The organism is Sinomonas terricola, from assembly GCF_034931225.1.
Lineage (GTDB): Bacteria > Actinomycetota > Actinomycetes > Actinomycetales > Micrococcaceae > Sinomonas > Sinomonas terricola.
The window spans coordinates 50,143-68,875 of the sequence record NZ_JAYGGQ010000018.1 but is presented as its reverse complement, the minus strand read 5'-3'; the positions used below and the strand labels follow the sequence as shown (position 1 = coordinate 68,875).

Annotated in this window: 16 protein-coding genes; 6 read left to right on the top strand and 10 right to left on the bottom strand. The window is 70.1% G+C overall.

What is annotated here, in order from left to right; all coding sequences use genetic code 11:
* Positions 1-40: 40 nt before the first annotated feature.
* Positions 41-2,086: a Stk1 family PASTA domain-containing Ser/Thr kinase gene (pknB, locus tag SPF06_RS19300; protein ID WP_323280777.1), complete on the top strand. Its 2,046-nt coding sequence runs from the start codon at positions 41-43 to the stop codon at positions 2,084-2,086.
* Between the two features lie 59 nt (positions 2,087-2,145).
* On the opposite strand, the gene SPF06_RS19295 is transcribed toward pknB, so the two are convergent.
* Together SPF06_RS19295 and SPF06_RS19290 are read right to left on the bottom strand one after the other, a co-directional pair.
* Positions 2,146-3,537: a class II 3-deoxy-7-phosphoheptulonate synthase gene (locus tag SPF06_RS19295; RefSeq protein WP_323280776.1), complete on the bottom strand. Its 1,392-nt coding sequence runs from the start codon at positions 3,535-3,537 to the stop codon at positions 2,146-2,148.
* A gap of 64 nt (positions 3,538-3,601) precedes the next feature.
* Positions 3,602-4,363 (bottom strand): lysophospholipid acyltransferase family protein, encoded by a 762-nt coding sequence (locus SPF06_RS19290; protein WP_323280775.1) that lies wholly within the window; start codon positions 4,361-4,363, stop codon positions 3,602-3,604.
* A gap of 119 nt (positions 4,364-4,482) precedes the next feature.
* Here SPF06_RS19290 and SPF06_RS19285 point away from each other — a divergent pair, with 119 nt between their 5' ends.
* From SPF06_RS19285 to SPF06_RS19275, 3 genes are read left to right on the top strand one after another with little or no spacing between them, the layout of a single operon-like run.
* Positions 4,483-5,238 carry an alpha/beta hydrolase gene (locus SPF06_RS19285; protein WP_323280774.1) on the top strand — a complete coding sequence of 252 codons (756 nt, stop codon included), beginning with the start codon at positions 4,483-4,485 and terminating at the stop codon, positions 5,236-5,238.
* Positions 5,239-5,246: 8 nt separating this feature from the next.
* Complete coding sequence (locus SPF06_RS19280; RefSeq protein WP_323280773.1) at positions 5,247-6,017, top strand: alpha/beta hydrolase; 771 nt, start codon at positions 5,247-5,249, stop codon at positions 6,015-6,017.
* The gene (locus SPF06_RS19275) at positions 6,014-6,544 is read left to right on the top strand and encodes a hypothetical protein (RefSeq protein ID WP_323280772.1); all 531 of its coding nucleotides are present in this window, start codon (positions 6,014-6,016) and stop codon (positions 6,542-6,544) included. Before SPF06_RS19280 ends, SPF06_RS19275 begins: the two co-directional genes overlap by 4 nt.
* Before the next feature lie 36 nt (positions 6,545-6,580).
* On the opposite strand, the gene SPF06_RS19270 is transcribed toward SPF06_RS19275, so the two are convergent.
* The gene (locus SPF06_RS19270; protein WP_323280771.1) at positions 6,581-7,606 is read right to left on the bottom strand and encodes an ROK family glucokinase; all 1,026 of its coding nucleotides are present in this window, start codon (positions 7,604-7,606) and stop codon (positions 6,581-6,583) included.
* A 167-nt stretch (positions 7,607-7,773) separates the two neighbouring features.
* On the opposite strand from SPF06_RS19270, the gene SPF06_RS19265 reads away from it, so the two are divergent.
* Positions 7,774-9,588 (top strand): AMP-dependent synthetase/ligase, encoded by a 1,815-nt coding sequence (locus tag SPF06_RS19265; protein ID WP_323280770.1) that lies wholly within the window; start codon positions 7,774-7,776, stop codon positions 9,586-9,588.
* A gap of 6 nt (positions 9,589-9,594) precedes the next feature.
* On the opposite strand, the gene SPF06_RS19260 is transcribed toward SPF06_RS19265, so the two are convergent.
* Entirely contained in the window at positions 9,595-11,079 is a 1,485-nt protein-coding gene (locus tag SPF06_RS19260) for a MinD/ParA family ATP-binding protein (protein ID WP_323280769.1), read from the bottom strand.
* A gap of 138 nt (positions 11,080-11,217) precedes the next feature.
* Positions 11,218-14,619: a pyruvate carboxylase gene (locus tag SPF06_RS19255; protein WP_323280768.1), complete on the bottom strand. Its 3,402-nt coding sequence runs from the start codon at positions 14,617-14,619 to the stop codon at positions 11,218-11,220.
* 212 nt (positions 14,620-14,831) lie between these two features.
* On the opposite strand from SPF06_RS19255, the gene SPF06_RS19250 reads away from it, so the two are divergent.
* Complete coding sequence (locus tag SPF06_RS19250) at positions 14,832-15,656, top strand: ParA family protein (RefSeq protein WP_323280767.1); 825 nt, start codon at positions 14,832-14,834, stop codon at positions 15,654-15,656.
* Positions 15,657-15,742: 86 nt separating this feature from the next.
* Here the strand turns inward: SPF06_RS19250 and SPF06_RS19245 are convergent, their stop codons facing one another.
* The 5 genes from SPF06_RS19245 to gcvH form a co-directional block, all read right to left on the bottom strand.
* The gene (locus SPF06_RS19245) at positions 15,743-16,336 is read right to left on the bottom strand and encodes a MerR family transcriptional regulator (RefSeq protein WP_323280766.1); all 594 of its coding nucleotides are present in this window, start codon (positions 16,334-16,336) and stop codon (positions 15,743-15,745) included.
* A gap of 208 nt (positions 16,337-16,544) precedes the next feature.
* Complete coding sequence (locus SPF06_RS19240) at positions 16,545-17,051, bottom strand: bifunctional nuclease family protein (protein ID WP_323280811.1); 507 nt, start codon at positions 17,049-17,051, stop codon at positions 16,545-16,547.
* The gene (gene ftsR, locus SPF06_RS19235; RefSeq protein ID WP_323280765.1) at positions 17,051-17,776 is read right to left on the bottom strand and encodes a transcriptional regulator FtsR; all 726 of its coding nucleotides are present in this window, start codon (positions 17,774-17,776) and stop codon (positions 17,051-17,053) included. The genes SPF06_RS19240 and ftsR overlap by 1 nt, the downstream gene beginning before the upstream one ends.
* Positions 17,777-17,785: 9 nt before the next feature.
* Positions 17,786-18,274 (bottom strand): FHA domain-containing protein, encoded by a 489-nt coding sequence (locus SPF06_RS19230; RefSeq protein ID WP_323280810.1) that lies wholly within the window; start codon positions 18,272-18,274, stop codon positions 17,786-17,788.
* 30 nt (positions 18,275-18,304) lie between these two features.
* Positions 18,305-18,691 carry a glycine cleavage system protein GcvH gene (gene gcvH, locus SPF06_RS19225; protein ID WP_323280764.1) on the bottom strand — a complete coding sequence of 129 codons (387 nt, stop codon included), beginning with the start codon at positions 18,689-18,691 and terminating at the stop codon, positions 18,305-18,307.
* Positions 18,692-18,733 lie beyond the last annotated feature (42 nt).

The window sequence follows — 18,733 nt, the reverse complement described above, 5'->3', positions numbered from 1 at the left end:
ACGTCCGCGCCCTCGGGGCCTCTCTCGGTAGGATCGTAGGGTGAACGGACAGCATACGGACGGCCTTGTCGGGAGCGCCGTCGGCGGGCGCTACGAGGTCCTTTCGCTGCTCGGCACGGGAGGCATGGCAACCGTCTATCTCGCGATGGACACGACGCTCCGCCGCCGCGTCGCGCTCAAGGTCCTGCATCCCCACCTCAGCCGCGACCGGAGCTTCGCCGAGCGGTTCGAGCGCGAGGCCATCGCGGCGGCCCAGCTCTCCCATCCCCACGTCGTCTCGATGCTCGACCGCGGCGAAGACGGCGGCTTGCTGTACCTCGTCATGGAACATGTACCTGGCCATACGCTCCGCGACCTCCTCGACGAGCAGGGCCCTCTCGCCCCCAAGCAGGCGCTTGCGCTCATCGACGCCGTCGTGGACGGGCTCGCCGCCGCCCACGCTGCCGGGATCATCCACCGCGACGTCAAGCCCGCCAACGTCCTGCTCGCCGACGACGGGCGTGTCAAGGTCGGCGACTTCGGCCTCGCCAGGAGCCTCTCGGCGACGTCGATCACCGACAGCCTCTTCGGCACGGCCGAGTACATCTCGCCCGAGATGCTCATGGGGCGCCCCGTCGATGCGCGGAGCGATCTCTACGCGACGGGCATCATGCTCTTCGAGATGCTCACGGGCCGGCTTCCCTTCATGGGCGAGGACCGCAGCCATGTGGCGTTCCAGCACGTCAACGACGACGTGCCGCCGCCGTCCGCCATCGCCCCCGGGCTCGCGCCCGAACTCGACGAGCTCGTGGGCTGGATGACCCGCAAGGACCCCGACGGCCGCCCGCCGACCGCCCTCGCCCTCCTGGGGGAGGTGCGCGACATCCGCCGATCGCTCACCGATGCCCAGCTCGACTACCGCGCGCCCGGCACCGCGGACAGGGCCGCCGTCGACCGCGATGCCCGCACGGGTGCGCTCGATCACCACGAGTCGCTCACGGAGCGCCTCTCGGGCGATCGCACCGAGGCGCTGTCGCGGGGAACCGAGGTCATCACCGCCGTCGCGTCCGGACAGACCGCAGTCATGCCGCGGCCCGCTCCTTCCGAGGCTCCGGCGCCACTGAGCGCGCGCGAACAGCGACGGCAGGCAAGAGAGGCCGATCGGGCGGCCAAGGCCGCCGCCGCGCGGCCGACTCACCAGCTCGGGCGGGGAAACCCGAGGCGACGCGGGGCGATCTGGATCGTCGTCGTCGTCGTCCTCGCCCTCCTCGCCGCGGCGATCGGGTGGTTCTTCGGCTTCGGCCCCGGGGCCCTCGCGACGGTCCCGCCCGTCAAGAACCTCACGGTGGCGCAGGCCCAGGCCCTCATTCAGGGGGCCGGCCTCGGCTTCACGACGCACGACGTGTTCGACGACAGCGTTTCGTCCGGCCTCATCGTCGCGAGCGAGCCCGGCGCAGGCGCCCAGGTGCGCAAGTTCGAGGGCGTGCAGCTCATGGTCTCGAAGGGGCCCGAGCTGTTCCCGCTCGCAGATCTCACCTCGAAGACCCTCGACGCCGCGAAGGCCTCGCTCGCGGACGCCAAGCTGCGCCTCGGCACGGTCTCCGACTCGTACAGCGACACCGTCCCCGCCGGCTCGGTCATGGCGCAGGATCCGACGGCCGGCACGCCCGTCAAGCACGGAACCCCGGTCGCGCTCACAGTGTCGAAGGGGCCGCAGCCCATCCCGGTGCCCAAGGTCGTCGGGATGAAGCAGGCCGACGCCGTCGCAGCGCTCACCGCGGCCGGCTTCAAGCCTGCCGTCGCGGACGCCCCGGTCTTCGACCGCAACGTCCCGGCGGGATCGGTCTCGGCCCAGTCGCCCGCGGCCGGCCAGAACCTCGTCAAGGGCGATACCGTCACGATCACGCTCTCCAAGGGGCCGCGCATGGTGCACGTTCCCAACTTCGTGGGACAGCAGGTGAGCACCGCGCAGGACGCGCTCCAGAAGCTCGGCTTCACGGTCAAGATCCAGAACGTGCTAGGCGGCTTCTTCGGCACCGTCCGTGCTCAGGACCCCGTGGACCAGGACGTCCCCGAGGGGTCCACCATCACGCTCACCGTCGTATGACGCGAACGCCCGCCGCCCTCCCCTGGGGGACGACGGCGGGCGCGGCGGCGGACTGCAGCTCAGCGGCGGGTCAGCGCCTCCGAGACGAGGAACGCCATCTCGAGCGACTGCATGTGGTTGAGGCGCGGATCGCATACCGACTCATAGCGGTCCTCGAAGGCCGCCTCGTCGATCGGGTCGGAGCCGCCCAGGCATTCGGCGACGTCGTCGCCGGTCATCTCCATGTGCAGGCCGCCCGGGACGGTCCCGAGACCGTGGTGGACCTCGAAGAAGCCGCGGACCTCATCCACGACGTCGTCGAAGCGCCGCGTCTTGTAGCCGTTGCGCGACGTCACCGTGTTGCCGTGCATCGGATCCGTGACCCACAGGACTTGCGCGCCGGACGCGGTGACCTTCTCGACGACGGGAGGGAGCTTCTCGCGGATGTTCTTGGCGCCCATCCGCGTGATGAACGTGAGGCGGCCGGGTTCGCGATCGGGGTCGAGCCGATCGATGAGGCGCAGCGCGTCGTCGCCCGAAACCCCGGGGCCGAGCTTGACACCGATCGGGTTGCGGACACGGGAGAGGAAGTCGACGTGCGCGTGGTCGAGCTCGCGCGTGCGCTCGCCGATCCAGAGGAAGTGCGCCGACGTATCGTACGGGAGCCCCGTGCGCGAGTCGATGCGCGTGAGCGCCCGCTCGTAGTCGAGCAGAAGGGCCTCGTGGCTCGCGAAGAACTCGACACGCTTGAGCGCCTCGAAGTCTGCGCCGCACGAATCCATGAACGTGATCGCGCGATCGATCTCGCGGGCGAGCGACTCGTAGCGCGCGTGCGCCGGGTTCTTCGTGAAGCCCTGATTCCACGCGTGGACGAGGCGCAGATCGGCGAACCCGCCCTGCGTGAAGGCGCGGATGAGGTTGAGGGTCGCCGCCGACGTGTTGTACGCCTGCAGCATGCGGCGCGGATCGTGCGCGCGGGATTCGGGCGTGAACTCGTAGCCGTTGACGATGTCGCCTCGATAGGCCGGGAGGGTGACGCCCTCGCGCGTCTCGGTGTCCGACGAGCGCGGCTTCGCGAACTGCCCCGCCATACGGCCCATCTTGATGACGGGCATCGCGGCGCCGTACGTGAGCACGACGGCCATCTGGAGGATCGTCCGCACGCGAGCGCTGATGCGGTCCGCGGTCGCGGCCTCGAACGTCTCGGCGCAATCCCCGCCCTGGAGCAGGAACGCCCGGCCCTGCGCCGCGTCGGCGAGGCGGTGGCGGAGCAGGTCCACTTCCCCCGCGAACACGAGCGGCGGGAGGACGGAAAGCTCCGCGACGGAGTCGGCGAACGCCTTCGGATCGGCCCACGAGGGCTGCTGCGACACCGGAAGGCCGCGCCAGTCGTCGAGCCCCGGATAGTCGGCCGCACCGCTCTGCGAGGTGCTCGTGAAAGGGGCCGGCGGGGGCGTGGAGAGTTGAGTCACGGAACAAGGCTAGCTTAGGCCCGAGCGCACGTGCCGCGGCCGCCGGCAGAGCGGACGACGGCGGTCACGCGCCCGCCGCAGTCGCCTCGCCGCCCGCGCCGCCTCCGGGACGTCCCTTCGACTCCCCACCGTGCTCGGCGGCGCGCTCCGCAGCGAGGCGGGCCTTGACCGTCGCGGCGTACATGTCCACGTATTCCTGGCCCGAGAGGCGCTGGAGCTCTTGCATGATTCGGTCCGTCACGACGCGCTGCACGGCGCGGTCTGCGGCGCCCTCGTAATACTCCGAGAAATCGATCGGGCGGCCGAAGATCACGCCCACACGGCGGATCGTCGGAAACCGCTGGCCGATCGGCTGAACCTTGTCGGTGCCGATCATCGCGACCGGAACCACCGGCACTCGTGTCTCGAGCGCAAGGCGCGCCACGCCGACCTTGCCCCGGTACAGGCGTGCGTCCGGCGAGCGCGTGCCCTCGGGGTAGATCCCGAGGAGCCCTCCGTTGCGGAGTACGTCGGCGCCCGCGACGAGCGACTGAGCCGAGGCCTCGCCGCCCGACCTGTCCATGGGCAGCTGGTTCGTGAGGCGGAAGAACATCGCCGTGAGCCACCCCTTGATGCCGACCCCCGTGAAGTACTCCTGTTTCGCCAGGAACACGACGGGCCGCTTGACCATGAGCGGCATGAAGATCGAATCGGAGAAAGAGAGGTGGTTCGAGGCGAGGATGGCCGCGCCGGTGTCCGGCACGTTGTCACGCCCCTTGACCCAGGGCCTGAACAGGAGCTTGACGATCGGTCCGATGAAAATCAGTTTGAGAGCCCTGTAGATCAACGCTTGCCTTCCGTCGACGTGCGTCCAGGAGCATGCTGCTGCCTTCACTCTAGTGACGCCGGGGCCCCGCGGGTGGGAATCGGCGTGCACTGTTCGCTCGGGAATGCCACGATAAGTGAATGGTCGTGCATGCCGAGACGCCGGGACCGCGCTGGGGCGTCGCCATGTGCCATGGCTTCTCCGGCACCCCCTCCTCCGTCGCACCGTGGGCCGAAGGGCTCGCGGCACGGGGCTTCGACGTCGAGGTGCCGCTCCTCCCGGGCCACGGGACGGACTGGGAGGATCTGGAGAGCCGGCGGTGGCGCGAGTGGGCCGACTGCTTCGAGGCGGCGTGCGAGCGTGTTGCCGCGCGGACCGATTTCCTCTTCGTCGCGGGGCTTTCGATGGGCGGCGCGATCGCGCTCCGGGCCGCCTCGCGCCTCCCGGTTGCGGGAGTCGCCGTCGTCAATCCGGGCCTCGGCTTCTACGACTGGCGCGTGCGCTACATCCGCGCCATCCGCCTCGTACAGCGCACGACCGACCCGATCGACGAGCCGGACGCGCCCGCACCGGTCGGCGACGAAGGCGACTACACACGCACTCCTCTGGCCGCGGTCCACGAGCTCAAGCTCCTCTTCGCCGCCGCCGAGCGATCACTCCCGAGGGTCAAGGCGCCGCTCATCGCGTTCAAGTCTGACGTCGACCCGGTGGTCCCGCCGTCGTCGATCCGCCGGATCCTCGCGCGCGCGGGAAGCCACGAAATCGACTTTGTGCCGCTCCACGCGAGCGCGCACGTCGCGACGCGCGACGTCGAGGCCCCGCTGATCGTCGAGCGCACGGCAGAATTCTTCGAGAGATGCGCCGCCCAATCCACGGAGCGTGCTGTCGGGGCATAATGCATGACATGAAGAGCGTCACGGCGCCGGTCGGCGTCGCCCTGAGCCACGGTTTCACGGGCAGCCTCCCGAGCGTGGTCCCATGGGCCGAAGCCCTGCGCCACGAAGGCTTCCGGGTCGTGACACCGCTCCTCCCGGGGCACGGCACCACATGGGAGGATCTCGCGACGCGCACGTGGCACGAGTGGTACGACGCCTACGAGGCGGCATACCTCGAGCTTGCGCGGGAGTGCTCGACCGTCGTCGCGGCGGGACTCTCGATGGGCGGCGCGCTCGCCCTCCGACTTGCGGCGCTTCACCCGGTGGCCGGCGTCTCGGTCGTCAACCCCGGGCTCGTCATCGACGACCCCCGCTCCCACGTTTCCGCAATCATCCGCTACGCCATGCGCTCTGTGCCCGCGCTCGGCAACGACATCAAGCGGCCTGGCCAGGACGAGCACGCCTACAACCGGGTTCCCGTCGCCGCGGCCCACGAACTGAAGCTCCTCTTCCGCGACACCGTGGCGCTGCTCCCGCGGGCGACGGCCCCTCTGCAGGTGTTCCGCTCGACCGTCGACCACACGGTGACGAGCGAGCGGAGCGTCGCGGCGATCGCGCGCCACTACGGCGGCGGGGACATCCGCCTCATCCGGCTGCGCGACAGCTACCACGTGGCGACGCTCGACAACGACGCCGAGACGATCTTCTCGCGCTCGGCCGCCTTCTTCCACGAAGTCACGGGAACCGATTCGGACAGCGAGCCCGTCACCGCCCCCGTCCGCACGGAGGAGCCCGCATGAACAGCAGGCCGGACCCCGATCGCGCCGACCACGAGGCCGACGACGACGTCTGGCGGGATCTCGTTGCGAGGCTCCGTGCGGGCGATCCGCACGGCGGACCGGGCTGGGACGACGAGGAGTTCGGCCCCGCCCCGCTCGAGCCCTCGGCCGCCGAGCGCGCCGCCGCGACTCCTCCCGCCGAGAGGGCCGACGCCGCCGACCGCCCGCGCGCCTTCGGGGAGTTCGACCCGCTCGGGCTGAGCACGCCGCAGCAGGGCCCGCGGGACTATGAGGAGGCCGAGGGCGACGGCGAGTTCGTTCCCGAGGAGCCCGAGCCCGTTCTCGCGGGTGCCGACCCGGCGTCGGTCATCGCGTGGGTGGGGGCACTGGGCGCGCCCGTCGCGCTGCTCCTCTCGGCGCTCTTCTGGCGCGGCATTCCCGGCTACGCGATCGCCGGCCTCGTCGCCGCGTTCATCGCCTCGGTGGGCTTCCTCATCATGCGGCTCCCGCGGGACAAGGACGAGGACGACGACGGAGCGCGGCTCTAGCGCCCTGCCCGTCCGCGCTCGTCGCACCCACCGCTCTCATCGCCCCCACCCGGCCACCCGATTCACGCGCGAGAGATCTGCCGCGCCGATGAGTCCCGCGCGGGGCCCGAGCGCGGCCCGCTCGATACGCGCCGCGGGACGGAACCCGCGGCCCGTGAGGTTGCGCGCGAACGCACGCCGCGCGGGATCGAGCAGGAGCTCGCCCGCGTCGCAGAGCCCTCCGCCCACCACAAAGGTTCCCGGGTCGAGCGCCGCCGCGAGGTTCGCGAGCCCGAGGCCAAGCCACTCCCCCACGTCCTCGAGAAGCTCTCGCGAGGTCGGGTCGCCGTCGCGCGCGAGCTCGGTGACCACCGCACCCGTGATCGCTTCGATATCCCCCTCGACGGCCTTGATGAGCTCCTGGGCGACGGGAGAATTGGCCCTCGCGAGCTCGCGTGCCTCCCGCCCCAGCGCGTTGCCCGACGCGTACTGCTCCCAGCAGCCGCGGTTGCCGCACTCGCACCGGTGGCCGCCCGGCATGATGATCTGGTGCCCGAACTCGCCCGCGACGCCGTAGCGTCCCCGCTCGAGGCGGCCTCCCAGGACCATCGCGCCGCCGATGCCCGTGCCGAGCGTGATGCACACGAGGCGCGGCTCCCCACGCCCTGCGCCGAACCGCCATTCGGCCCACGCGGCCGCGTCGGCGTCGTTCGTGAGGAGCACCCGCCGGCGCAGGAGGCGCTCGAGGTTGTCGCGGAGCGGCTCGTTGCGCCACGCGAGATGCGGGCTGAAGAGCACAGTTCCGCCCTCGAGGTCCATCCAGCCCGCAGCCCCGATGCCGACAGAGGAGATGCGGTAGTCGGAGCTCAGCTCGTCGACGAGTTCGACGATGACCCGCTCGACCTCGCGCGGCTGGGATCCGGGCGTGGCCCGGCGGGCCTCGCGGAGGATATGCCCCTCTGCATCGACGACGCCGGCAGCGACCTTCGTGCCGCCGATGTCGATCCCGATCGCGAGCCCGCGGCGGCGGAGCCGAGGTCCAGCAGGGCGGCGGGGCGGGAAGTGGCGTCGAGGCGTGGGCACCGCCCCAGTCTAGGCAGCGCCGGTGGCGAAGCCGCCGCCGTTCGCGTAAAGTTACTCGCCAGTAGCTTTCGCAACGTGGCGCAGGCCACAGCACCGCGCGCTTGGCTATGGTTGAGGTACGCACCCTCGAAGGCACCGCCGAACGAGGGCACAGCAAAGGAGTCATCGTGCGCGAGAAGATCGTCCCGCCCCTCGTCCCCCACGCCGTCGCACAGAACATCACCGACTTCGTCGTCGAGCAGGCCGAGAAGCCGTCAAACCCCGCCCTCTTCGCGCGCCGCGACGCCGCGGGCGCGTGGCAGGACATCCGCGCGAAGGAGTTCCGCGCCGACGTCGAGCGGATCGCCAAGGGCCTCATCGCGAGCGGCATCGGCGCGGGCGACCGGATCGGGATCATGGCACGCACGTGCTACGAGTGGGCGCTCGTCGACTTCGCGATCTGGTTCGCGGGCGGTGTCTCCGTACCGATCTACGAGACCTCCTCGCCCTCCCAGATCGCGTGGAACCTCGGCAACTCGGGTGCGATTGCGGCGTTCGGCGAGACCGCCCAGCACGAAGACGCGATCCGCGTCGCGGTCGATTCCGAAGGCCTCGGCGTCACGAACGTGTGGCAGATGACGCCCGCGGGCCTCGACGTCCTGCGCACCGCCGGCACCGCCGTGGGCGACGACGAGCTCGAGGCCCGCCGCTCGGCCGCCACCCTCGACTCCCTCGCCACGATCATCTACACCTCGGGCACCCTCGGCCGGCCCAAGGGATGCGAGCTCACGCACGGCAACTTCGTGGGGCTCTCCGAGAACGCGATCGCCGCAGTGAGCGAGGTCTTCGCCACGGGTGCGAAGACGATCATGTTCCTCCCCCTCGCGCACGTGTTCGCGCGATTCATCTCCGTGCTCGCCGTCGCCGCGGGCGTCCAGGTGGGCCACACCCCGGACATCAAGAACCTCCTGCCGGATCTCCAGAGCTTCCAGCCGACGTTCATTCTCGCCGTGCCGCGCGTGTTCGAGAAGGTCTACAACTCGGCCTCGACCAAGGCCGAGAACGAGGGCAAGGGCAAGATCTTCCACGCGGCCGCAGAGACGGCCATCGCCTGGTCGGCGGCCCATGACGACGGCGGGCGGCCCGGCGCGGCGCTCCGACTCCGGCACCTGCTCTTCGACGCCCTCGTGTACCGCAAGCTCCGCGCAGCCATGGGAGGGCACATCCGCTACGCCGTCTCGGGCGGCGGGCCCCTCGGGAAGCGCCTCGGCCACTTCTTCCACGGGATCGGCCTCCTCGTGCTCGAAGGCTATGGGCTCACAGAGACCACGGCGCCGATCAGCGTCAACACGCCGTCGCTCGTCAAGATCGGAACCGTCGGCGCACCGCTGCCCGGCAACGCCGTGCGCATCGCGGACGACGGCGAGATCCTCGCCAAGGGCGTGTGCGTCATGCGCGGCTACTACAACCTCCCCGAGCTCCAGGCGGAGACCTTCACGGACGGCTGGTTCCACACGGGCGACATCGGCGAACTCGACGCGGACGGCTTCATCGCCATCACGGGCCGCAAGAAGGAGATCATCGTCACGGCCGGAGGCAAGAACGTGGCGCCCGCGCAGCTCGAGGATCAGATCCGCGCGGACGCCCTCGTCTCCCAGGTTGTCGTCGTCGGCGAAGGGCGGCCGTTCATCGCGGCGCTCGTGACGCTCGACGAGGAGGCGCTTCCGGGCTGGCTCGACCGGCACGGCCAACCGCCGATGAGCCTCGCCGAGGCCGCGGCCAACGGACTCGTCCTCGAGCACGTCCAATCGGTGGTCGACCGCGCCAACAGCTCGGTGTCCAAGGCCGAGGCCATCAAGGCCTTCCGCGTCGTCCCCACGGACTTCACGGAGGAGTCCGGGCACCTCACGCCGTCCCTCAAGGTCAAGCGCGCGAAGGTCATGGCCGATTTCGGCAGCGTCGTCGAAGAGATCTACGCGGCGCCGAAGCCTTCAGTCGTCTGACCGGAGTCAGCCGACGAGCTCGTCGACCACGAGGGCGGCGAGCTCGTCGGCCGCCTGGCGCGTCGCGGGGCGCAGCTTGCGGAACTCGATCTGAGAGCCCTCGGCGAGATGGCGATCGTGCGGTATGCGGAGCACGTGCGCCACGCGGGTGCGGAAGTGCTCCTCGATCTCGTCGACATCCACCCGCGTCCCGTCCCCCGCGGCCATGTTGATGACGACGATCGCCTTCCTCACGAGATCGTCCCGGCCATGCGCCTCGAGCCACGAGAGCGTCTCAGAGGCGAGCCTCGCCTCGTCGACGCTTCCGCCGGAGACGAGGACGACCGCGTCGGCCTTGTCGAGCGTTCCCCTCATGACGGAGTGGACCATGCCCGTGCCTGAGTCCGTGAGCACAATCGAGTAGTAGCGGCCCAGGACCTCCGTCACGGCGCGGTAGTCGCCGTCGTCGAACGCGTCCGCCACCATGGGGTCCGCATCGGAGGCGAGGACATCGAGCCGCGAACCCTCGCGGGCCGTGTACGCGGAGAGCTGCGCGAAGGAATCGACGTTGAAGCGCTCCTTGACGAGGTTGCGCGCCGTGAAGTTCGCGCGGCCCGGGTTCCGGTCCGACAGCGTGCCGCGGTCGGGATTCGCGTCGAGCGCAATGACACGGTCCTCGCGCAGGCCTGCGAGGGCCATGCCGAGAAGCGTCGTGACGGTCGTCTTGCCGACTCCGCCCTTGCGCGACAGGACCGGCACGAAGCGCGTCCGATCGCCGAGACGCGTGGCGATGCGGTGTTCGAGGGCCCTCTGGATCCGCACCGCGTCGGAGTCGCCCACGTTGACGTAGCCGAACGTGAGCTTGTAGAGCCACAGCCGCCACCCGCCGACGGGAGGCGCGGCGGTCTTCTCGATGAGGCGGTCGGAGGTGAGGGACGACGCCGGCTCAGGCCCGGCAGGACGGACGCGCCGCTCGCTCACGGCCTCGTCGCGGTGTTCGTCTGCGGCGAGGTGCTCGGCCGCATCATCAGGGTCCGCCGGGGCACCCCCGACGTCGAAGGCGGGCCGATCGCCGACGGTCGCCTGGCCGTCTGCGGGAACCTCGGCGGCTGTGAGGGGCGCCCGGAGCACGTAGCCCGTCGGCGGGCGGACCGGCTCCGGCGGCACGATGGGAGCGAGGACGGGCTGCGGCATCGTGAGGGCAGCCAGCGAGCCGGCGGACGAGCGATCCTGCGCGTCGCTCACGGTGACCACCTCGACCGGAGCGCTGGGCTCGTCGGCCGGAACGTCGCCGTCGTGCGTGGGCTCGCCGTCGTGCACCGGCTCTCCATCGTCGTTCGAAGGGTCGGCAGAGTCAGCGTCCGCAACGTCGACGGCGGGCTCTCCCCCGGAGTCCTGCGGCTCCTCCTCGTGCTCCGAGGGGGCGACGCGTGCCTCATCCTCTGCGTCGGCCACGGCCTCGACGCCGGCGCCGGACTCGGCGTCGTGCTGCTGGATCTTGTCCTCGGTCATAGCTCCCGCTCTGGCTCGTCACTCACGCGGACGTGAAGGTCAAACGCGACCGGGGCGGCGGCGCTTGTGCTCCGCCGCCCCGGCCTGCGATCGCTGCCAGTGTAGCCGCTTCCCGTCAGGGGGTGCCCTTCTCGCGCGTCAGGACGCCGACACGACGAGCAGGAGATCCCCGCCCTGGACCTGCTGGACGCCGCTCATGACGATCCGGGAAACGGTACCCGCGGTCGGCGTCGTGATGGACGCCTCCATCTTCATGGCCTCGATCGTCGCGATCGTGTCCCCGGCCTTGACGACGTCGCCCTCCTTGGCCGTCACCGTTACAGCGCCGGCGAACGGAGCGGCGACGTGGCCGGGATTGGAGGGATCCGCCTTCTCAGCCAGCTTGACGTTGCTCTCGACGGACCGGTCGCGCACCGAGACGGGCCGCGACTGGCCGTTGAGGAGCGCGAGGACCGTGCGCATGCCCTTCTCGTCCGGCTCGGAGACGGCTTCGAGCTGGGCGATGAGGCGGACGCCCTTCTCGAGCTCGATGACGTGCTCCTTGCCGCGCTGGAATCCGTAGAGGTAGTCCCGCGTGTCGAGGACGGCGAGATTCCCGTACGTCTCGCGGCTCGCGAGGTAGTCCTTGGTCGGGCCGGGGAACAGGAGCCGGTTGAGCGTCGCGCGGCGCGTCGCCGAATCGCCGCGCAGCGCCTCCGAGTCCTCGGGGCTCAGGGTCTCCTCGCGGACCTTGACGTTGCGGCCTTGGAGGGCCTTCGTGCGGAACGGCTCGGGCCAGCCGCCGGGCGGGTCGCCGAGCTCGCCGCTCAGGAAGCCGATCACGGAGTCGGGGATGTCGTACTTCTGCGGGTTCTCCTGGAAGTCCTTCGGATCCGCGTTGAGGCCCACGAGATGCAGCGCGAGATCGCCGACGACCTTCGACGACGGCGTGACCTTCACGAGGCGGCCGAGGATCCGGTCCGCCGCCGTGTACATGTCCTCGATGGCCTCGAACCGCTCGCCGAGGCCGAGCGCGATGGCCTGCTGGCGCAGGTTCGAGAGCTGGCCGCCCGGGATCTCGTGGCGGTAGACGCGCCCAGTCGGCCCCGGGAGACCCGACTCGAACGGCGCATAGACCCGCCGCACGGCCTCCCAGTACGGCTCGAGCGCGCTCACGGATTCGAGCGAGATCCCCGGATCCCGCGGCGTGTGCGCGAGCGAAGCGATGAGAGCCGACGCCGGGGGCTGGCTCGTCGTGCCGGCGAGCGCCGCCGAGGCGACGTCGACGGCGTCGACCCCTGCATCGATCGCGGCCAGGAGCGTCCCGAGCTGACCGCCCGCCGTGTCGTGGGTGTGCAGGTGCACCGGGAGGTCGAAGCGCTCCCGCAGCGCCGAGACGAGCTTCGCGGCGGCGGCCGGGCGGAGGAGGCCCGCCATGTCCTTGATTGCGAGGATGTGAGCACCGGCGTCGACGATCTTCTGGGCGAGCTCGAGGTAGTAGTCGAGCGTGTAGAGCGATTCGTTCGGATCAAGGAGATCGCCCGTGTAGCACAGCGCGACCTCGGCGACCGCGGTGCCCGTCGCGCGCACAGCCCGGATGGCCGGGGCCATCTGGTTCACGTCGTTGAGCGCGTCGAAGATCCGGAAGATGTCGATCCCGGTCTCGGCGGCCTCCTTGACGAAGGCGTCCGTGACCTCCTCCGGGTAGGGCGTGTAGCCGACCGTGTTGCGGCCGCGCAGCAGCATCTGGAGGCACACGTTCGGAATGGCCTTGCGGAGTGCCGCGAGGCGCTGCCACGGGTCCTCGCCGAGGAAGCGCAGCGCGACGTCGTAGGTCGCGCCGCCCCAGGCCTCGACCGAGAGGAGCTGCGGAGTGAGGACCGAGACAGCAGGGCCGGCCGCGACGAGGTCCCGCGTGCGGACGCGGGTCGCGAGGAGCGACTGGTGCGCATCGCGGAACGTCGTATCGGTCACGGCCACAGCCGTCTGCTCGCGCAGCGCCTTCGCAAAGCCTTCAGGCCCGAGCTCGAGGAGCCGCTGGCGCGACCCCGCCGGCGCCGTCGCGGGATCAACCGCGGGCAGCTTGGCCCGCGGGTCGGCGTGGACGGTGAGCTCACCGTTGGGCCTGTTGACCGTGACGTCGGCGAGCCACGAGAGGAGCTTCGTTCCGCGGTCCGCCGAGCTGCGCGCGCGGAGCAGCTCGGGGCGCTCGTCGATGAACGACGTCGCGACGTTGCCCGCGACGAATGCCGGGTCGTCGAGCACGGCCTGCAGGAACGGGATGTTCGTCGAGACGCCGCGGATGCGGAACTCGGCGAGGGCGCGGCGCGCGCGCTTGACCGCGGTCGCGTAGTCGCGGCCGCGGCACGTGAGCTTGACGAGCATCGAGTCGAAGTGCGGGCTGATCTCCGCGCCCTGGTACACCGTGCCGCCGTCGAGCCGCACGCCCGCGCCGCCGGCCGAGCGGTAGCCAGTGATCTTCCCGACGTCGGGGCGGAAGCCGTTGGCCGGGTCCTCCGTCGTGATGCGGCACTGGAGGGCCGCGCCCTTGAGCTGGATCGAGTCCTGGGTGAGGCCGAGATCGGCGAGTGTCTCCCCCGAGGCGATGCGGAGCTGGGCCTGCACGAGGTCAACGTCGGTGACCTCCTCCGTGACCGTGTGCTCGACCTGGATGCGCGGGTTCATCTCGATGAACACGTGCTTGCCCGCGCGCTCGCCCACGGTGTCGACGAGGAACTCGACGGTGCCGGCGTTGACGTAGCCGAGGGCCTTCGCGAACTTCACGGCGTCCGCGTAGAGCGCCTCGCGGATCGAGTCGTCGAGCTGCGGCGCGGGCGCGATCTCGATGACCTTCTGGTGGCGGCGCTGAAGCGAGCAGTCGCGCTCGAAGAGGTGCACGACGTTGCCTTCGGCGTCCGCGAGCACCTGGACCTCGATGTGCCGCGGACGCAGCACGGCCTGCTCGAGGAACACGGTCGGATCCCCGAACGCGGCGTCCGCCTCGCGCATGGCCGCGTTGAGGGCCTCGGGGAGCGCTTCGCGCGTGTCGACGCGGCGCATGCCGCGCCCGCCGCCGCCCGCAACGGCCTTGACGAAGATCGGGAAGCCGATCGCGTCCGCCTCCGCGAGGAGTTCCTCGGCGTCCGCGCTCGGAGCGCTTGATCTGAGGACGGGGATCCCGGCCTTGCGGGCGGCCTCGAGGGCGTGGACCTTGTGGCCAGCGAGCTCGAGCACCTCGGCCGGCGGGCCCACGAACGTGATGCCCGCTTCCGCCGCGGCGCGGGCGAGCCCCTGATTCTCCGAAAGGAAGCCGTATCCCGGGTAGATGGCATCCGCGCCGGCTTCCTTGGCGACGCGGATGATCTCCTCGATATCGAGGTACGCGCGGACCGGGTGGCCTTCCTCGCCGATGAGATAGGCCTCGTCCGCCTTCTGGCGGTGGATCGAGTTGCGGTCTTCATAAGGGAAGACAGCGACTGTCTTGGCACCAAGTTCGTAGCCGGCGCGGAAAGCACGGATGGCGATCTCACCGCGGTTGGCTACCAGAATTTTCGAGAACACGTCGACTCCTGATAGGGGCACTGAGGGGTCTGGCTAGGTGGTGCCTAGTCTCTATGCGAGAAAACTACCAACTCAACCCGCTGTGGCCGGAATCACGCGCAAAAGATCGAGTAACGTAAGCCCTCCGCCGCGCCCCGGGCCCGGCCGAAGCTGCGCCCGATGGCCACTAAGATGGTGGGGAGTCGGCCAGCGGATAGGTAGTGGATTCTCCAGTGCAAGTAGTCAGCATCAGCAGCCTCAAAGGCGGGGTCGGGAAGACGTCTGTGACCACGGGCCTGGCATCGGCGGCCCTCGCCGCCGGCATTCCGACCCTCGTCGTCGACCTCGATCCCCATGCTGATGCCTCGACCGCCCTGGGTGTGGCCGCCGACGGCAAGCTCGAGGTCGCTCGCCTGCTCAAGGCCCCTCGCCGGGCACGGCTCGCCGACAACGTCGTGGGAAGCACCTGGGTGAACCGCGCAGCAGCCCTCGACGGAACGAAGAACCGCGTGCTCGACGTCGCGTTCGGCGGCTCGCTCAGCAGCGTCTACGACCGCCCGGACCTCGGCCGCCGGGACCTCAAGCGGCTCGCCGCCGTCCTCGACGGCATCGATGGCTACGAACTCGTGCTCATCGACTGCCCGCCCTCGCTCAACGGGCTCACCCGCATGGCGTGGACCGCGAGCAACCGCGTGCTGCTCGTTGCCGAGCCAGGCCTCTTCTCCGTGGCCGGAACCGAACGCACTATGCGCGCGATCCAGGTCTTCCGCCAAGAGTTCGCGCCGAAGCTCGCGCCCGCGGGAATCATCGCCAACCGGGTTCGCCCCTCGTCGACCGAGCACACGTACCGGCTCGAGGAGATGAAACAGATGTTCGGCCCGCTCATGCTCGCGCCGACCATCCCCGAGCTCGCGAACTGGCAGCAGATCCAAGGCGCCGCGCACTCCGTACACCACTGGCCGGGAGAAGCGGCTCGCAGCACGGCCGCGCTCTACGATCAGCTCCTCGCCGAAGTCATCAAGCAGAGCCGCGAGTTCCGCCCGCGCGCCGCGCGCTGAGCCACGGAAGCTGAGCCCACGGAAAAGGGCACCCCACGCGGGGTGCCCTTTCGCACGTCGGCGAGCTGCGCCGTCGTCGTCCGTACTCAGCCCGTCTTGCGGGCGGCGCGACGTCGGCTCAGCTCGTCGCCCGGAAAAGTCTGGTCCTCGGCGTGCTCGCTCGGAAGCTCTGCGAGGCTGCCCTCGACTTCGCGCCACACGCGCCCGACGGCGATGCCGAACACGCCTTGCCCGCCCTGGACGAGGTCGATCACCTCGTCGGCCGACGTGCATTCGTAGACCGAGGCGCCGTCGCTCATGAGGGTAATCTGCGCGAGGTCATCGACGCCCCGCTCGCGGAGGTGGCCCACAGCAATGCGGATCTGCTGGAGGGAGACGCCCGTGTCGAGGAGGCGCTTCACGACCTTGAGCACGAGAATGTCGCGGAAGCCGTACAGCCGCTGGGAGCCGCTTCCGGCCGCCCCGCGCACCGTCGGCTCGACGAGACCCGTGCGCGCCCAGTAGTCAAGCTGCCGGTACGTGATGCCAGCCGCCTTGCACGCGGTGGGGCCACGGTAGCCTGCCTCCTCGTCGAGCACGGGCAGGTCCTCGTTGAACAACAGGCCCTGCTCGCCGACCGGGACATCAGCGCCGGGGCCGCTGATATGGCGTAGCTTTCCCGACTCGCCCTTGGGACTCACGTCACCCTCCTTCTCTCGCTCCCCTGGGGGATGCCGCACCGCCCAGGAGAGGGAGGCGATTGAAGCGCAGCACTGTAATTACAGCCGTCAGTGCACCTTCAAGTGTCGCCCGCGCCAGCCGGGGATGCAATGGGAGCGTCCACCCACGACGTTAGAGGGGAGCCGAACCGAAATCAAAGACCCCGGCCTCGAGCGCAGCCGTGTCGGGCTACTCGTCGAAGTCCTCGGGCTCGACGTCGGCGAGGAACTCGCGGAATCGGCGCATCTCGCTCTCTTCCTCGTCCGAGCTCGGGGCGGCCTCCTCGGTGCCCTCCTCGCTGCCCTCGGCGAGCTGGACGCCCGCCTCCTCGAGCACCGCGTCCGCGCACCAGATGTGGCAGTTGACGCGCAGCGCGACGGCAAGGGCGTCCGAAGCCCGGGACTCGATGACGGTTCCGTCGTCGAAGCCGAGCTGGGCGTAGAACACGCTGTCCTGGACGGCGACGATCGTTGCGCTCACCACTTGGCGCCCGAGGCCATGGACGACGTTCACGAGGAGATCGTGCGTGAGCGGCCGCGGCGGGACGACGTGCTGTTGCGCGAGGGCGATGGCGCTCGCCTCGGCCGTGCCGATCCAGATCGGAAGGTGACGTTCCCCGTGCTTCTCCCGGAGGAGCACGAGGGGCTGGTTGGACGGAAGTTCGATGCGGACACCGACAACCTCGACTTCGATCATCACCCCTCCATCCTTGAGATCCGGCCGTGCACAAGAGCCCTGTGCAGCGTGAGGCACAGATCGCTGATCTCACGTGCGGTTTCAGCGGTGCGCGCCCTCGACGCCTCGTCGCGCCGCGACGCGACCGGGGCCACCGCTCGCTCGACCAGCCCGAACTCGCGCTCCGCAGCCGCACGGAAGGGCCCGAGGTGCCGCGGCTCGATGCCGTGGGACTCGAGCTGGACGCACGCCCGCGCGACCTGGAGCGCGTGCTCGTCGAAGCGGCCGTTCTCCGACGCGATCAGACCGTAGCTCACGAGGGTCTCGACCAGGGTCGCGCTTGCGCCGGACTCGGCCCGAAGCTGCTCCTCCGAAAGCGAACGGGCGCGGTTTCCCCCGAGCTCGGCCGCGACGTCGTCATTCACGGCACGCGGTGCGAGCGTAAGGCCGCCGGGCACGTTCTCAGGGCGCTCGCCCCGATCGATCGCGTCGAGATAGTCCTTGATGACCTTGAGCGGGAGGTACTGATCCCGCTGGAGGGCGAGCACGAACCGGAGTCGCTCGACGTCGCCCTCGCCGTACTGCCGATAGCCCGCGGGGGTGCGCTGGGGCGAGATGAGCCCCTTCTCCTCGAGAAATCGGATCTTGGACGCCGTCATGCTCGGGAACTCCTCGGCGAGCGCGGCGAGCACTTCACCGATGTTGAGGGAGGACGTCCCTCTGCGCTCCGGATGAGCGAGTGCCATGCGCGCCCCCTAGGCGGTGTGCCTCGCCGAGCTCGACGCAGGGCTCAAGTAGAACGTGAGCCGGAATTTGCCAATCTGAACCTCGGAGCCCGTGCGCAGCACGACGCTGTCGACGCGGTCGTGGTTCACGTACGTGCCGTTGAGGCTTCCCGCGTCGACGACCTCGAAGCCGCCGTCGGGCGTCCGCCGGAACTCCGCATGGCGGCGCGAGACCGTGACGTCGTCGAGGAAGATGTCGGCATTCGGGTGCCGGCCCGCCGTCGTCGTATCGGAGTCGAGCAGGAAGCGGGCTCCCGCGTTGGGGCCCGAGTGGGCGATGAGGAGGGCAGAACTGCGCGGGAGGGCAGCGATCGCCGCGGCCTCCTCAGACGTGAGCTGGCGGGCAGTCGTCGGTTCCCGGACAAGCGGCGGCAAATGAATCGACGTCGTCTCCGACGCCGAGATGTTGCGCTGCGTGGCTTCCCCGGCGTCGGACCCGCGACGCTCCTCGCTCCCCATCATTCCTCCTCTTCGATCTTCCCCCGTCGTCTACCCTACCTGCTGTTCGTACTGCGATGCACTGAGCAGATCGTCGACCTCCGAGGCGTCCTTGAGCTGGACGTCGATGAGCCAGCCCTCGCCGTAGGGGTCCGAGTTCACGAGGGCCGGATCGGCGTCGAGCGCCTCGTTGCGGGCCACAACCGTGCCGCTCACCGGGGCATAGATGTCGCTCACGCTCTTGGTCGACTCGACCTCCCCGACGACGGCGTTCGCGGCCACGTCGGTGCCGACCTCCGGCATCTGGACATACACGACATCGCCGAGGGCGTCCTGGGCGAAATCAGTGATTCCGACGCGCACGACGCCTTGGCCGTCTGCCTTCGAGATCCACTCGTGCTCGGCCGTGTAGGAGAGGTCGGCGGGGACGTTGCTCATGGGGCTCGCCTTTCGTGGTCGTGAGGGCCGGGGCGGTGCCCG

Coding starts and splice junctions, on each gene's coding strand:
- SPF06_RS19280 (WP_323280773.1), top strand. CDS start 5,247: ATGAAGAGCGTCACGGCGCCGGTCGGCGTCGCCCTGAGCCACGGTTTC.
- SPF06_RS19240 (WP_323280811.1), bottom strand. CDS start 17,051: ATGATCGAAGTCGAGGTTGTCGGTGTCCGCATCGAACTTCCGTCCAAC.
- SPF06_RS19285 (WP_323280774.1), top strand. CDS start 4,483: ATGGTCGTGCATGCCGAGACGCCGGGACCGCGCTGGGGCGTCGCCATG.
- SPF06_RS19260 (WP_323280769.1), bottom strand. CDS start 11,079: ATGACCGAGGACAAGATCCAGCAGCACGACGCCGAGTCCGGCGCCGGC.
- SPF06_RS19275 (WP_323280772.1), top strand. CDS start 6,014: ATGAACAGCAGGCCGGACCCCGATCGCGCCGACCACGAGGCCGACGAC.
- gcvH (WP_323280764.1), bottom strand. CDS start 18,691: ATGAGCAACGTCCCCGCCGACCTCTCCTACACGGCCGAGCACGAGTGG.
- ftsR (WP_323280765.1), bottom strand. CDS start 17,776: ATGGCACTCGCTCATCCGGAGCGCAGAGGGACGTCCTCCCTCAACATC.
- SPF06_RS19230 (WP_323280810.1), bottom strand. CDS start 18,274: ATGGGGAGCGAGGAGCGTCGCGGGTCCGACGCCGGGGAAGCCACGCAG.